General features: G+C 43.1%; 13 protein-coding genes. 1 reads left to right on the top strand and 12 read right to left on the bottom strand.

Annotation, left to right across the window (positions count from 1 at the left end; all coding sequences use genetic code 11):
- Nucleotides 1-9: 9 nt before the first annotated feature.
- The 7 genes from pstB (N4597_RS03010) to N4597_RS02980 all read right to left on the bottom strand — a co-directional run bounded on the left by pstB (N4597_RS03010) (nucleotide 10) and on the right by N4597_RS02980 (nucleotide 5,681).
- Nucleotides 10-765 (bottom strand): phosphate ABC transporter ATP-binding protein PstB, encoded by a 756-nt coding sequence (gene pstB / locus N4597_RS03010; protein WP_056976211.1) that lies wholly within the window; start codon nucleotides 763-765, stop codon nucleotides 10-12.
- Between the two features lie 12 nt (nucleotides 766-777).
- Nucleotides 778-1,581, bottom strand: a complete 804-nt coding sequence (pstB, locus tag N4597_RS03005) for a phosphate ABC transporter ATP-binding protein PstB (protein WP_191997410.1) — start codon at nucleotides 1,579-1,581, stop codon at nucleotides 778-780.
- A gap of 12 nt (nucleotides 1,582-1,593) precedes the next feature.
- Nucleotides 1,594-2,487, bottom strand: a complete 894-nt coding sequence (gene pstA / locus N4597_RS03000) for a phosphate ABC transporter permease PstA (RefSeq protein ID WP_056976209.1) — start codon at nucleotides 2,485-2,487, stop codon at nucleotides 1,594-1,596.
- Nucleotides 2,487-3,404 (bottom strand): phosphate ABC transporter permease subunit PstC, encoded by a 918-nt coding sequence (pstC, locus tag N4597_RS02995; RefSeq protein ID WP_089143932.1) that lies wholly within the window; start codon nucleotides 3,402-3,404, stop codon nucleotides 2,487-2,489. Before pstC ends, pstA begins: the two co-directional genes overlap by 1 nt.
- 14 nt (nucleotides 3,405-3,418) lie before the next feature.
- Nucleotides 3,419-4,252, bottom strand: coding sequence for a phosphate ABC transporter substrate-binding protein (locus N4597_RS02990; RefSeq protein ID WP_260904549.1), 834 nt, complete (start codon nucleotides 4,250-4,252; stop codon nucleotides 3,419-3,421).
- A 134-nt stretch (nucleotides 4,253-4,386) separates the two neighbouring features.
- Nucleotides 4,387-4,881, bottom strand: a complete 495-nt coding sequence (locus N4597_RS02985; protein WP_204773069.1) for a DUF1440 domain-containing protein — start codon at nucleotides 4,879-4,881, stop codon at nucleotides 4,387-4,389.
- Nucleotides 4,882-4,931: 50 nt separating this feature from the next.
- Nucleotides 4,932-5,681, bottom strand: coding sequence for a CPBP family intramembrane glutamic endopeptidase (locus N4597_RS02980; RefSeq protein WP_260904546.1), 750 nt, complete (start codon nucleotides 5,679-5,681; stop codon nucleotides 4,932-4,934).
- Between the two features lie 95 nt (nucleotides 5,682-5,776).
- Here N4597_RS02980 and N4597_RS02975 point away from each other — a divergent pair, with 95 nt between their 5' ends.
- Nucleotides 5,777-6,253 carry a hypothetical protein gene (locus N4597_RS02975; RefSeq protein ID WP_239460440.1) on the top strand — a complete coding sequence of 159 codons (477 nt, stop codon included), beginning with the start codon at nucleotides 5,777-5,779 and terminating at the stop codon, nucleotides 6,251-6,253.
- Between the two features lie 49 nt (nucleotides 6,254-6,302).
- Here the strand turns inward: N4597_RS02975 and pflA are convergent, their stop codons facing one another.
- The 5 genes from pflA to N4597_RS02950 all read right to left on the bottom strand — a co-directional run bounded on the left by pflA (nucleotide 6,303) and on the right by N4597_RS02950 (nucleotide 14,114).
- Nucleotides 6,303-7,094 (bottom strand): pyruvate formate-lyase-activating protein, encoded by a 792-nt coding sequence (gene pflA, locus N4597_RS02970; protein ID WP_094131297.1) that lies wholly within the window; start codon nucleotides 7,092-7,094, stop codon nucleotides 6,303-6,305.
- 140 nt (nucleotides 7,095-7,234) lie between these two features.
- Nucleotides 7,235-9,493: a formate C-acetyltransferase gene (gene pflB / locus N4597_RS02965; protein WP_089143928.1), complete on the bottom strand. Its 2,259-nt coding sequence runs from the start codon at nucleotides 9,491-9,493 to the stop codon at nucleotides 7,235-7,237.
- Between the two features lie 287 nt (nucleotides 9,494-9,780).
- Entirely contained in the window at nucleotides 9,781-11,358 is a 1,578-nt protein-coding gene (locus N4597_RS02960) for a peptide chain release factor 3 (RefSeq protein WP_192944343.1), read from the bottom strand.
- Nucleotides 11,359-11,368: 10 nt separating this feature from the next.
- Nucleotides 11,369-12,682, bottom strand: coding sequence for a hemolysin family protein (locus tag N4597_RS02955; RefSeq protein ID WP_089143927.1), 1,314 nt, complete (start codon nucleotides 12,680-12,682; stop codon nucleotides 11,369-11,371).
- 16 nt (nucleotides 12,683-12,698) lie between these two features.
- Nucleotides 12,699-14,114 carry an ATP-binding cassette domain-containing protein gene (locus tag N4597_RS02950; RefSeq protein ID WP_192944344.1) on the bottom strand — a complete coding sequence of 472 codons (1,416 nt, stop codon included), beginning with the start codon at nucleotides 14,112-14,114 and terminating at the stop codon, nucleotides 12,699-12,701.
- Between the last annotated feature and the right edge of the window lie 10 nt (nucleotides 14,115-14,124).

The following is a 14,124-nucleotide window of genomic DNA, read 5'->3' as shown; positions in this document are numbered from 1 at the left end:
CCTTTCTATTTAGCCAAAGCGCCCACTGAGATAATCATTTGTTGCCTGTTTTTTAGGATTTAAAAAGACATGCTTGGTCTTGCCTGTTTCAATTAACTCCCCGTTTAAGAAGAAGGAGGTTGTATCCGAGATTCTAGAAGCCTGTTGCATATTGTGGGTCACAATAATGATAGTGTAGTCATCCTTAATAGTTAACAACATGTCTTCGATTAAATTGCTGGACACCGGGTCAAGTGCACTAGTCGGCTCGTCTAGTAGAATCACCTGGGGTTTTACGGCTAACACGCGGGCAATGCAGACCCGTTGTTGCTGCCCCCCTGAGAGCGCTAAGGCACTTTTATTAAGGTTATCCTTAACTTCATCCCAAACGGCAGCTTGCTTCAAGCTTGTTTCTACCCGTTCATCTAGGAGTTGCTTATCCTTAATCCCGGCTAACCTCAAACCATAAGTAACGTTTTCGTAAATTGAAAATGGGAAGGGATTAGGCTGTTGAAAGACCATCCCCACCTGCTTTCGCAGTTCAACTAAGTCCGTCTTAGGCCCATAAATATCTTGGCCGGCTAATTTAAAGCTCCCGGTAATTTTAACATTTTCAATTAAATCATTCATCCGGTTTAGACACCGTAGGTAGGTCGACTTACCGCAACCAGACGGTCCGATTAAGGCATGAATTCCTTTATCTGGAAAATTTAAATCAATTCCTTTGAGCGCCTCTTTTTTTCCATAGTAGAGGTGCACGTCTTGGGTTGTAATTAATTCTGTCATTTGCTATCCCTTCTAACCAAAATTCCCTGAAACGTAATCATCAGTCGCTTGAATGGTTGGATTAGTGAAAATTTTCTTGGTCTTATCAAACTCTAGGACGTGGCCCATGTGAAAGAAGGCCGTGTAATCACTCACCCGCGAGGCCTGTTGCATATTGTGGGTCACGATAATGATGGTGTAGTTCTTCTTTAGTTCCAACATTGTTTCTTCTACCTTCAAGGTTGAAATCGGGTCTAAAGCTGAGCACGGTTCGTCCATCAGCAAGATATCTGGTGACATCGCGATTGCCCGCGCAATGCAGAGGCGTTGTTGTTGGCCCCCTGACAGTGCAAGCGCGCTCTTATTTAAATCATCTTTGACCTCATCCCACAAAGCGGCTTTTTTAAGACTCTCTTCTACAATTTCCGCCAACTTTTCCTTATCTTTGAGGCCATTTTCCTTCAAGGCGAAGGTAATATTTTCCTTGATTGATTTAGAAAAGGGGTTAGGCCGTTGGAAAACCATCCCAATGTGCTTTCTTAACTCGTAAACATTAATGTCTGGACCGTTGATATCTAAATCCCGGTATAAAATCTGTCCCTTTACCGTACCGATGCCATCGTTCATCCGGTTTAGTGACCGTAAGTAAGTCGACTTGCCACAGCCCGAAGCTCCAATTAAGGAAGTAATTTTATAGCGTTCAAACTTTAGGTTGCCTTCAAAAAAGGCCTGCTTAGCTCCGTAAAAAACCTCTAAGTTCTTGGTTTCTAAGGCAATTTCATGTTCTGGCTCTGGTAAAGGTAAAATATAGTTTTGCTTTAAGTCATATTGATTCAAAAAAATCACTCCTTACTTGCTAGCCGCTGCTGTCAACTTCTTATAGAGGTAATTGCCCAAGAATCGGGCCCCCAGGTTAAAGACTAGCACTGCAATAATCAAGACTGCGGAAGCACCCGCGGAAACAGCGTCGGCATCGGGCATAATCCCTTCCGAATTAATTTTCCAAATGTGCACTGCCAAAGTTTCCGCTGGTCGCATCAAATTAAGGGGACTATTTGAGGCAAATGGATTCCAATTTGTAAAATCAACGTTAGTTGCACTCTGCCCGGCGGTAAAGATTAAGGCAGCCGCTTCACCGAAGATTCGACCAGCACTAAGAACAATCCCAGTTACAATTCCAGGTAAAGCCTCAGGCAAAATAATCTTGTTGACCGTCCGCCACTTTGACAAACCAAGGGCTAACCCCGCTTCCCGCTGGAGGTTAGGCACTGCTTGTAAAGATTCCTCAATATTTCTAGTTAGTAGTGGCAAGTTAAAAAAGGTCAAGGCAATTGCCCCGGATAAAATTGAGTAGCCAAATTTAAATTGGACCACAAATAACAAGAAGCCAAACAAGCCAACCACCACGGAAGGAAGGGAACTCAAGACTTCGATGGCCATCCGCACCGTAGCAGTCACGGCATTTTTAGGGGCATACTCGGAAAGGTAAATCCCTGCCCCTAGTGAAATCGGAAAAGAAATTAAGAGGGTTAACACCAAGAGGTAAAAGGAATTAAAGAGCTGAATTCCAACCCCACCCCCGGCTTCAAAGGCCTTGGCAGGTGAAGTCAAGAATTGCCAAGAAATGTGGGGGAGCCCCTCGAGTAAAATCTTGCCGATTAAAAAGGCCAAGATTAAGACCACAATTCCTGCGATTAATTTAATAATGGTTAAAGCAATTTTATTTTGTAGTTTTGCATTCATTACATCTTCCTCTTTCTAACGACCCAGCGAACTAAGACATTGAATAGTAGTGACATTAACAAGAGCACTAAGGCTAGGGACCACAAGGCATTATTAGCAGTTGTCCCCATGACGGTATTACCAATTCCCATTGTCAAGACACTAGTTAGAGTCGAAGCTGGGTTCAACAAACTGGTTGGTAGTAAGGAGGCGTTACCGATTACCATTTGTACCGCCAAAGCTTCCCCAAAGGCCCGCGCCATTCCAAAAATTACCGCCGTCAAAATTCCGGGGATACTTGCACGTAATAACACCTTATAGATGGTTTGCCACTGGGTGGCACCCAAGGCCAAGGAGGCTGACTTATAGTGCTTGGGAACCGCCTTTAAGGCATCGACTGTCATCGAGGTTACCGTTGGCAAAATCATTACAAACAGTACCACCGCCCCGGCTAAAATTCCGTAGCCCGAACCGCCAAAATGATTTCTAACGAAGGGAACGACTACGTTTAAGCCGATAAAACCATAGACAACCGAAGGAATGCCGACCAATAATTCAATTACGACCTGCAAGAAGTCCCGTCCCCGTTTGCCGGCAAGCTCCGTCATATACAAAGCAGTTCCCACCGCAAAAGGGGTTGCCAATAAGGCGGCTAAAATGGTAACCCCAAATGAACCGGCAATCATTGGTAAAGCTCCGACTAAGGGTTTGCCGTCTGCCCCTAAGACATTAGGGTTCCAGGTAGTCGTCGTTAAAAAGGTCTTTAAACTAGCCTTATCTTGGATAAAGGTCGCTAACCCCTTAGAAGCTACAAAGATAAAAATTGCTAATACTACTAAAATAATTAGGCCAATGGCACTATAAGTTAAGATTTTGCCCCGCAATTCTTGCCGAGTTTCCTTTGAGTTACTGGTAATTTTTTCTTTAATCTTGTCCATCTTCATCCTCACCCCTAGTCTGCTTTAACTTTCATCTCGTTGATGGAAATATAACCAAGTTTTTTAACTACCTTCGTTTGAATTTCTTTTGAGAGCATGTAATCTAAGAACTTTTTTGTTTGTAAATCAGGCTGACCCTTGGTATACATATGCTCATAAGCCCAAATTTTCCACGTATTAGTCATCACGTTTTGGTCCGTTGGCTTTATCCCGTTAACCGCTAGCGCCGTCACGTTGTCCTTAAAATAAGAAAAGGCCACGTAACTGATTGCGCCCGGAGTAGCCGCCACCATTTTGGCTACGGTTCCACTTGACTCTTGTTCTTGGGCGTTAAGGGCCTTTTGTTTAGGCAGCACCTTACCTTCAAAGGCGGCCCGGGTTCCGCTTCCTTGTGCCCGGTTGATAACAATAATTTCCTGGTCTTTGCCGCCTAACTGTTTCCAGTTAGTATATTTACCTGTGAAGATTCCAGCCAGCTGCTCCATGCTGACGTTTTTTACCCCAACCCCCTTGTGGACAATTGGGCCAATCCCTACAACAGCTACCTTATGATCAACTAGCTTATCTGCTTTAATCCCCGGCTGTTCGGCTGCGTAAATATCAGAGTTACCAATCGTTACCGCCCCGGCTTGGACTTGGCTCAAACCAGTTCCAGAGCCACCACCTTGAACGGTAATACTGATTCCTTCATTATGAGTTTGATATTCTTCTGCAGCCACTTCTACCATCGGTTGTAAAGCCGTCGACCCCACAATCGTTACTTGTTTAATCTTATTTTCGTTACCACAAGCGCTTAAAAAAAGCCCTAAAAACAGGCTAAGCGCTGTAATTTGCACTATTTTTTTCATGAGCCTTCTTCCTTTCTTTGTCACCTTCATCATACCTGACTTATGTAAAGGCTCTTGGGGGCTTGTGTAAAGATTATGTAAAGAAAATTTACGCAAAAAAAATAAACAGCCTCTTACGGCTGTTTATTAAGTCCTTATTTTCTATCCAAGCGGTCAAGAATTTCCTTAGCCACCTCGTGGTTGGTGTACATCCAAAACATGTGGCCTAAGATTTCCGAGACGTGTTCTGCTAGCGGTTGGCGCTTAGCAGCCGGAATAGTCTTCATTGCCGGCATGATTACCAAGTGAAAGGCAATCCACATTGCCACCCCAAAGGGTAGTCCCTGCTTTTTGGTTAACCAGGTCACCTTCTTTTCCAATGCGAGTGCATAAGTGGTCGCAAAGGTTACCGAAAAACCGAAGTGAACTAAAAAGCTAGCCCAAGGCATTTGGTGGCCAGAGTAGCTGTAAGTCGACTGGGTGACCTTGGCTGGAATCCCTAATTGTTGTAAAAATGTTTGCGGTGGGTTAACGGCATCACGTTGCGGCGTTCTTGGTGGCAAGATATTTTCCCAGCCTAATTTAACTAAACCAGAAATCAACCCCGCCGCTAACCCGGCCACCAAGGTATTTTTTAGACTCTTTTGCATAGCTATGCCCCTTTCTAGATTTGCTACCCCTATTATAACAAGTTTACTAACTAGAAGTAATCACTGACTTGCCGATCTAAAACAACCAGATACCAACTTGAAACTAGCAGCAAGGGTAAAAAGACCGCCAGTAAGGTCAGCCAGGAACTTGGCTGGGGCTGGTAATTATAACTAGGCCCCCAATCCAGTAAGAAGTGGATTCCAAGCGGAACTAGCAAATTATTGGTCGCAAAATAACTAGCCGCTAAAAAGACCCCCATCGCTAGACTATAAAATAATTGCTGGCTAACAACCGTAACCGGTGTGCCCAATAAATTAATTAAGTGAAAGCCACTAAAAGTCACTGCCGCAGCAAAACTAGCCCAGACTAACTTCCGTTTAAAGCCATAATAAACCGCTAAGCCCAAAAAGCCACTCAGTAAAAAGCCCCGGCAAATTCCTTCTTCCAAGGTAGCTGCCCCCAGGGCAATTAACGTATCATCTAAGAAGTGACGGTCAAAAAAGAGGGCGTAAATGCTGCTAAAGACATGTCCGACTAGCATCATGTAAAGCAAACACCCTAGGCCTAACCATTGTAACCACCTAGTTTGACGTCCAAAGCTTGGCCTGTACTTTAAAATTTTCAAGCCCCGCTTACTGTAACAGGCCACTAACACCGCTAGTAAGCCTAAACTTAGTTCAAACAAATTTTTAAACCGCTCACTTTCGTCAAAGAAAAAAAGACTTAAAAAAACAAAGCCTAGAAAAAAGATTAGCCCCCAGTATAACTGTCTTCCAAACGACCACCGATTTTCTCCCATTTAATCACACCCCTTAATTTGTTATAATTAAATTATAAAATAATTAACAATCACTAGTATAATTGTTTTTTTATTTTAATTAAAGGGGACATCGTATGAAATACTTATTTTTATCACTGAGATTATTAGCCTATCTTTTAACTGGTTGCTTGGCCTTCTTAGCCATCCTTATTTATCGGCGCGAACTTGACTTTACCGATTTGTCTTATCATTTTAGGCTCAGTCAACTTTACTTTGGGTTTAACCTGTTATTACTACCGTGGTTTCGGTTACTTCACCCACTAGTTTTTATTTCCCAGCCGGAAAATTTCAAGTCTTATAAGACTAGGGCCTTAGATTTTTACCACCAAGATTTAGCGGCTCACTCAAAGCGAAAAAAGTGGTCATCTGATGGGGTTAACGTTAACCCCTACGAGTACCTGTCGCCTTACACTATGTCCTATGACAATGCCTTAAATTGGGCCTACAATTTATGTAAGGCCTTGCTTATGAGCATCCTCTTTTTACTAGCCGGACCTTGCTTTTGGCTTTACCATTACAGCAAGCGTAAATTAGCTTCATCTAAGCACTAACCAAAAAACTGCCCCCACTAAACTAGTGGAGGCAGTTTTTTAATGTTGCTTAAGGATTAAAGGTCTTAATCCCTGGACGCCAGGAGAGATAGCCCCGGTAATCATCACAGTGCAGGAGTTCTTGGGCGTTTTTGACCCGGTCTTCGGTAGGAGGTTCTACCCCCTCCAAGCGGTACTTAATTCCCATTTCATGATACTTATGAACACCCATGGTATGGTAAGGTAAAATTTCTACCTTTTCAACGTTATGGAGGGTCTTGATATAAGCATCGAGTTCCATTAGGTACTTATCAACGTCGGTGATACCCGGAATTAGGACGTGCCGAATCCAAACCGGTTTGCCGATATCTGATAGATAACGGGTTAAGTCTAAGATATTTTCGTTTGGAAAACCTGTTAACCGCTTGTGTTCATCCGAGTTGATATGTTTAATATCTACCAACAAAATGTCGGTGACATCCATTAGCTTTTGGAACTTATCAAACCAAGGTTGCCGTCTAGTAAATGGTTGCCCACAAGTATCCAAGCAAGTGCTGATTCCTAGTTCCTTGCACTTGGTAAATAGTTCTAAGGCAAAGTCAATCTGCAAGAGGATTTCCCCCCCTGACAAGGTAATCCCCCCCTGATCACCCCAGAAGGCCTTATAAGGTAAGGCTTGTTCTAAGACTTCATCAGAAGTCATCTTAGTACCAACGTTGGTCTTCCAAGTGTCTGGGTTGTGGCAGAACTTACAGCGCATATGACAACCCTGCATAAAGACCACAAACCTAATTCCGGGCCCATCGACTGCCCCAAAGGTTTCGATTGAATGAACATAACCTTCAACTTGCCCGTCCCGCATTGGCACTGGCTTTAATAATGGATTTTTTTCTCTCACTTATACCACCCTCATAAATCTAGTTTCCTTCTTACAAAAACAACGAATGATGAACAAACTCACCATTCGTTGTCCTTAATTATCAGCCAACGTTACCTTTCATCTTAAAGTGATGAGTGGAATGTTCTTGCGATAACATCGTCTTGTTGTTCCTTAGTTAAATCAGCGAAGTATACGCAGTAACCAGAAACACGGATTGTTAACGTTGGGTATTTTTCTGGATGTGCTTGAGCATCTAGCAATGTGTCACGGTTGAAGACGTTGATGTTCAAGTGGTGACCATCGTTCTTCATGTAACCACTAATCATATTTACTAAGGTATTTTCCTTGGCAGCTTCGTCATGACCTAATGTTTGTGGGGTTACGGCGAATGTGTAAGAAATACCATCGGTTGCGTAACGATAAGGAATCTTAGCAACAGAAAGTAATGAAGCTAAGGCACCGGATGTATCTGCACCGTATGCTGGGTTAGCACCTGGGGCAAATGGTTCGCCGGCTTTCCGGCCGTTAGGAGTAGAACCAGTATTCTTACCATAAACAACATTAGAAGTAATAGTCAAAACAGATGTTGATAACTTAGCCCCTCTGTATAGGTGATGCTTGTTCATCTTAGTGTAAAGATCCTTAACTAAGAATTTAGCAATGTCATCTACCCTATCATCGTTATTACCATAACGTGGGAAGTCATTTTCAGCAACGAAGTCAACTGCCATGCCATCTTCATCACGGATAACCTTAACGTGACCGTACTTGATAGCAGAAATTGAGTCAGCGGCTACTGATAAACCTGAAATCCCGGTAGCAAAGGTCCGGTCTAAGCGGGTATCCTTCAAGGCTAATTGAGCTGATTCATAGTAATACTTGTCGTGCATGTAGTGAATTGCATTCAAGGCGTTTACATAAACATCGGCAACCCATTCTAACATGTCATCGAACTTAGCCATAAATTCATCATAGTCAATGTATTCAGATGTAATTGGTTCATACTTAGGACCAACTTGTTGCTTAGTTAATTCATCCTTACCACCGTTGATAGCATAAAGAACTGTCTTAGCTAAGTTTGCCCGGGCACCGAAGAATTGAACCCCATCTTTGATTGGTTGTGCAGAAACACAGCAAGCAATACCATAGTAGTCTGTTCCCCAAGTCTTAACCATTAAATCATCATTTTCGTATTGAATGGTTGAACTATCGATGGAAACACTAGCTGCATACTTCTTGAAGGTTTCAGGTAGGTTTTCTGACCAAAGTAAAGTAATGTTTGGTTCAGGAGCAGCTCCCATGTTGTGTAATGTGTTCAAGAAGCGGAAGGCTGTCTTAGTAACATGGTGACGACCATCTAAGCCCATCCCTGCTAATGATAGGGTTGCCCAAATTGGGTTACCAGAGAAGAGGGAGTTGTATTCAGGTGTCCGTGCAAAGGTTACCATCCGTAACTTCATTGTGAATTGGTCGATTAATTCTTGGGCTTCTTTTTCAGTTAATACGCCCCGTTCTAAGTCACGTTCAATGTAGATATCGATGAAGGCATCAATCCGACCGATTGACATTGCAGCCCCGTTTTGTTGCTTAATAGCTGCTAAGTAACCAAAGTATAACCATTGGATTGCTTCTTGCGCATTTTGAGCTGGTTGAGAAATGTCATAACCGTATGATTCGGCCATCTTCTTCATATCTTTTAAGGCTTTGATTTGGTCAGAAATTTCTTCCCGCATCCGGATTACGTCATCAGTCATTTCACCGTCGCCGTAGTTGTTTAAATCTTCAATCTTAGCGGCAATCAAGCGGTCAATCCCGTATAAAGCTACCCGTGGGAAGTCAGCGACAATCCGACCACGACCATAAGCATCTGGTAAACCAGTAATAATCTTGTTGTGACGTGCCCGGCGAATGTCAGCATTGTAAGCATCGAAGACCCCTTGGTTGTGCGTCTTGGACAATTCAGTAAAGATGTATTCAACTTCTGGGTCTAACTTCAAACCGTAAGCTTCCAAAGCATCCTTAGCCATCCGAATCCCACCAAATGGCATTAAGGCTTTCTTCATTGGCTTATCTGTTTGAACACCCACAATCTTTTCAAGGCTCTTGTCTAAGTAGCCTGGTTTGTGGGAGGTGATAGTTGACACAATCTTGGTATCTGCTTCTAAAACGCCACCAGCAGCCCGTTCCTTAAGTTTCAAATCAACTAATTGATCGTTTAACTTAGTGGTTGCTTCGGTTGGACCTTCCAAGAAGGATTGGTCACCATTATATTGAGTAAAGTTATTTTGGATAAAGTCACGAACGTCGATTTCTGTTTGCCAATCGCCGCCTTTAAAACCGTCCCATGCTTTATTGTCTAATCTCTCGTCAACTTTTAACATATGTGATTACCTCCAAATCAAAAATAAAGCGTTTTCTTACAAGATTTATACTATACCTTTTACTAGTTTTTTTCAATAAAAATTATAACAATTAAATCTTTCACAATCTTTAAAGAGGCGCTCAAGCCCGACCTAAAGCGCTTTCTTGAAATTATTAAATTTTGCTTTAACCTTTCTAATCTTAAAACTTATACTATTCCTAAATTGGCATACTAACCAAACTTTATTCCAAAAGAAAAACAACCCCACTTTGGAGGTTGTTTTTGTCTAAAAAGTTTTTATATTGCTTACAATTTACTTGTTAACTCTACGTCAGGATACTTATCCTTAAACCATCTTTCGGCAAAGTCATTCTCAAATAAGAATAGCGGTGCCCCATAACGATCCTTGACCAATAGGTTTCTTGAACTGGACATTTTCTCATCCAATTGGTCTGGATTGATCCAACGGGCCGTCTTATGCCCCATCGGAGTCATAAGAACTTCCGAATTGTATTCATTAGCCATTCTGAATTGAAAGACTTCAAATTGTAGTTGCCCAACGGCCCCTAAGATATAGTCACCCGTACTGTAACTTTGGTAAAGTTGGACTGCTCCTTCTTGCACTAATTGTTGAATCCCTTTATGGAATGACTTTTGCTTCATTACGTTTTTAGCCGTAACCCGCATAAAGAGTTCGGGGGTAAATTGTGGTAGCTTTTCGTATTGAAGTGCCTTTTTACCCGTATAAATCGTATCCCCAATTTGGAAATTACCAGTATCATACAGACCGATAATATCACCGGCCACCGCGGTTTCAACTGTTTCCCGGCTATCAGCCATAAATTGAGTTGAGTTAGATAGGCGCATCTTTTTACCAGTCCGGTTTAAGACAACGTCCATTCCCCGTTCGAATTCACCGGAACAGATTCTGACAAAGGCAATCCGGTCACGGTGGTTAGGATTCATATTGGCTTGAATTTTAAAGATAAAGCCGGAAAAATTCTCGCTAGTAGGAGCTACCTCAGTGCCTGCCTCCGTTTTATGTGCACTTGGAGCAGGGGCAAACTGTAGGTAAGCATCTAAGAAAGTTTTTACCCCGAAATTAGTCAAGGCCGAGCCGAAAAAGACTGGGGTCAACTCACCGTGAGCAATCTTATCAGCGTCAAATTCACTTCCGGCGCCCTTAATTAATTCAACTTCTTCTAACACTTGTTGGTAGATACTTTCTTCTTCCAAGGGGTTAGCAACAGCTAGCTTACCGTCTTCGTCTAAAGGCAAGAATGATTCCCCCTTGTCTTCTGTCCGGTAAAGCTCAATTCTGTTATTGTAAATATCATACAAGCCCTTGAGACCCTTGCCCATCCCGATTGGCCAGTTCATCGCGTAACCTTCAATGCCTAAGACCTCTTCTAATTCTGCCACTAGATCCATTGGGTCGCGTCCATCCCGGTCCAACTTGTTGATGAAGGTAAAAATAGGAATTCCCCGCATCTTACAAATCTTGAAGAGCTTCTTGGTTTGGGGCTCAATCCCCTTGGCAGAGTCGATTACCATCACGGCTGAGTCAACGGCCATGAGCGTCCGGTAAGTATCTTCAGAAAAATCTTCGTGCCCGGGGGTATCCAAGATGTTAACCCGCTTGCCGGCATAATCAAATTGCATTACGGAACTAGTAACCGAAATTCCCCGCTTCTTTTCGATTTCCATCCAGTCGGACTTTGCAAAGTTCCCCGACTTTTTGGCCTTAACCGTCCCGGCTTGGCGAACAACTCCCCCAAAGAGCAAGAGCTGTTCAGTAATGGTTGTTTTCCCCGCATCGGGGTGCGAAATAATCGCAAAGGTCCGGCGTTTTTCAACTGCTTGTTTTAAAGTTTGTGTATCCATTATTACCTCACTAATTTCCTAATTTTTCATCTAATTTGGCCTGTTCTAAAATCCGTTTATCGTAAAGCTTGGCTAACTGTTGGGGCAGCCTGAGCTTAATCTCGGCAATCCTAGTGCCATCAATCACCTGGTGAGTTTCTAAAATAATGCCTTCCGGTGTGCGCACATTTAAAACCTGCCCCTCTTCAGGGAAGAAGCCCAGTTGCTCAATAACATAACCCGCGATGGTATCGGCGGTCGTCGTTTCGAGGTGGGCGGCAAACTCATCGTTAAAATCATCTACCGGCATCTTGCCATCAATTAAAAACTCGGTTTCACTTAACTGCTTAACCGTTTCAGTCGGTTCATCGGTCTCATCTTCAATTTCACCAACAATTTCTTCCAATAAATCCTCCAGTGTTACCAGCCCTACGACCCCACCGTATTCATCAAGGAGAATTGCCAATTGGTTTTGCGACTTCTTCATCTGAAACAGTAATTCATCAATCATGATTGTTTCTGGCACAAAGAAGGCAGGTTGCATCACCTGTCTAATCGTAATGTGGTCAAAGCCATAGCGTCTAGCCGCCTTGAGGAGTTTTTTGATGTGAATTACCCCAACAATATTATCCTTATCCTCATGGTAAACTGGGACCCGGGAGTAATTCATTTCGATGATATTGTCGATGCTTCGTTCGTTATCGTTAGTGATGTCAATCATGAAGGCATCGATTCTTGGCACCATGACTTCTTTAGCCATCTTTTCGTGCATGGAGATAACCCCGTCAATCATCTCAAATTCATCATTGTCTAGCTCACCACTATTGTGACCTAGCTCAATTTGGTGAACAATTTCCTTCCAAGAATTAGTTTTACTTTCGACTGGTACCTTGATTTTAGGCAATAAGAGTTCCACTAGCCAAGTTAACGGCGCAAACAGCAGACCCAAGTAGTAGGCAAACCCGACGTAATTTTTAAACCGCTCGGAAATTAGTGCCTGAGCCCGGCCATCTTGCCAAACAAAATAGTAGGTTTCAACTAAGGTAATTGCGAGCACCCACCAAACATTAAAGCCTACGTAACTGGCCGCTAGTGAAGCAACTAGCACCACCCCTAAAAGGTAAAGAAAGCCCTTGGCTACAAATAAGCGCAGGCTATAGTCAGCCAAATTATCAGCTAGCCTAGCTAGTTTGGCTTGCTTTTTAGGAAATTTATCCGCTAATACCCTCAGTGAATCTTGGTTATGCGCGTCTAGGAGTTGGCTGGCCTTAACAGTCGCATGTGCCAGAAAGGACCAGATAATTGCAAACAGCGCCAACGCTATTCTCGCGAAGTCAGATATCATTTTGTCACCTCACAGATTATTTAGGCACATACAAGGTGTCGCCAGTCTTAATCGTATTACTTGAACCTAAGTCATTGAGGCTTTGAATCTCAGACACCGTCGTCGCATACTTTTCAGCTAGACTTTCCAGTGTATCGCCATCGACTACCTCAATGGTTTGGGCGTTGGCACGCTTAGCTGCTAGTGATGACGAGGAAGCCGCTGCCGCCGAAGAAGCCGCCTTAGCTGCATCTTCGGAAGATTTTTTGGCAGCTGCTTGTGCTTGACTGGCTGAAGCCTTTTGCTTAGAAGCTTCCTCGGCAGCTTTAACAGAAGAAGCCGCTTTGCGAGAGGCCGCTAACTGTGATGACGTCAGCTTGCTTGACTTAGAGCTACTCTGCTTACTTTTAGCAACTTGACTGGTAGAGGTACTTTGGTGTGCATGCCACCAGTAAGTGGTCCCCCCAGCCAAGATTAAAATTACTAGCGCTCCTAAAGCCCAGGCCGTAAAATTAGAGCTTGTTTTAGGTTGCTTAGACTGTACTTGTTTGTCCTTTTGATCTTGTTCAACCACGACTGGGTCTAACCCCCGTTCCACAAAGAAGGCCTTACGCATCCGGGGTTCGTCCTTACGGGTATAGCCGTGTTTAAATTGTTCTACCTTGAATTCTTCGTAAACCTTATTAACGTCAAATTGAACCTGCTCGAACTGCTTATCTGCCAAGTATTCATTTTGTTCGGGCAAACTTAAAGAGTTAAACCATTCTTGGGCAAAGGTAAATTGTTCTAAGACTTCCTTAGTGGGCCCAAAGTCTTGGACCTGCCCAAATTGGAGCCACATAGTTCGTTCACAAAACTGTTCCATATACAGTTGCTTAGTGTCAGCGATGATAAAAGAACAGCCCACATCTTTAAGGTCTTGGATTTTTTGGGCGACTTTATTGAAAAACGGCCGGTCTAATAAGCCTAATACTTCGTCAATCAAGACTACCTTAGGCTCAATAAACAGTGCTAACCCTAAGGCCAAGCGCGCCTTCATTCCTAAAGAATAGCTGCTTGCCGGTTGGTAGAGCCACTGACCAAAGTCGATAAAGTTAATCACCGCGTTGGTTAGGTGGTTGCCCTTCAATTCGTCCACTTCTTTTTGCTTAATGACCTTGCGAATATTTTCTAAGCCAGAAAGACTGTTATCAATTTCACTTAAACTAGCAAGGTTAATGGGGTGCTTAGTCGTGATAAAGCCTGTGGTTTGCTTAACGTTACCCGCAATAATTTGGAGCAACAAGGACTTGCTAGCGGTATTCATCCCGATTAAGCCCACGGCTTCCCCGGCTGAAATATCCATCCTAATTCCCCGCAGTTCCCAAAACTTAACGGGAGCACCTTTATTATCCTTACTATCAGTTAACATCGGGGCACTTTTAGTAATGTATTTTATTTCTAATTTTGCCATTGAATTCACC

The sequence above is a fragment of the Ligilactobacillus agilis genome (assembly GCF_025311475.1).
Lineage (GTDB): Bacteria > Bacillota > Bacilli > Lactobacillales > Lactobacillaceae > Ligilactobacillus > Ligilactobacillus agilis.
Note: the sequence above shows the minus strand (reverse complement) of the source record. Positions and strands in the feature narration are given on the sequence as shown.

What these genes read in the sequence shown, in the direction of transcription:
- pstB (WP_056976211.1), bottom strand. Translation starts at nt 765, where the DNA reads ATGACAGAATTAATTACAACCCAAGACGTGCACCTCTACTATGGAAAA.
- pstA (WP_056976209.1), bottom strand. Translation starts at nt 2,487, where the DNA reads ATGAATGCAAAACTACAAAATAAAATTGCTTTAACCATTATTAAATTA.
- pstC (WP_089143932.1), bottom strand. Translation starts at nt 3,404, where the DNA reads ATGGACAAGATTAAAGAAAAAATTACCAGTAACTCAAAGGAAACTCGG.
- N4597_RS02990 (WP_260904549.1), bottom strand. Translation starts at nt 4,252, where the DNA reads ATGAAAAAAATAGTGCAAATTACAGCGCTTAGCCTGTTTTTAGGGCTT.
- N4597_RS02985 (WP_204773069.1), bottom strand. Translation starts at nt 4,881, where the DNA reads ATGCAAAAGAGTCTAAAAAATACCTTGGTGGCCGGGTTAGCGGCGGGG.
- N4597_RS02980 (WP_260904546.1), bottom strand. Translation starts at nt 5,681, where the DNA reads ATGGGAGAAAATCGGTGGTCGTTTGGAAGACAGTTATACTGGGGGCTA.
- N4597_RS02975 (WP_239460440.1), top strand. Translation starts at nt 5,777, where the DNA reads ATGAAATACTTATTTTTATCACTGAGATTATTAGCCTATCTTTTAACT.
- pflA (WP_094131297.1), bottom strand. Translation starts at nt 7,094, where the DNA reads ATGCGGGACGGGCAAGTTGAAGGTTATGTTCATTCAATCGAAACCTTT.
- pflB (WP_089143928.1), bottom strand. Translation starts at nt 9,493, where the DNA reads ATGTTAAAAGTTGACGAGAGATTAGACAATAAAGCATGGGACGGTTTT.
- N4597_RS02960 (WP_192944343.1), bottom strand. Translation starts at nt 11,358, where the DNA reads ATGGATACACAAACTTTAAAACAAGCAGTTGAAAAACGCCGGACCTTT.
- N4597_RS02955 (WP_089143927.1), bottom strand. Translation starts at nt 12,682, where the DNA reads ATGATATCTGACTTCGCGAGAATAGCGTTGGCGCTGTTTGCAATTATC.
- N4597_RS02950 (WP_192944344.1), bottom strand. Translation starts at nt 14,114, where the DNA reads ATGGCAAAATTAGAAATAAAATACATTACTAAAAGTGCCCCGATGTTA.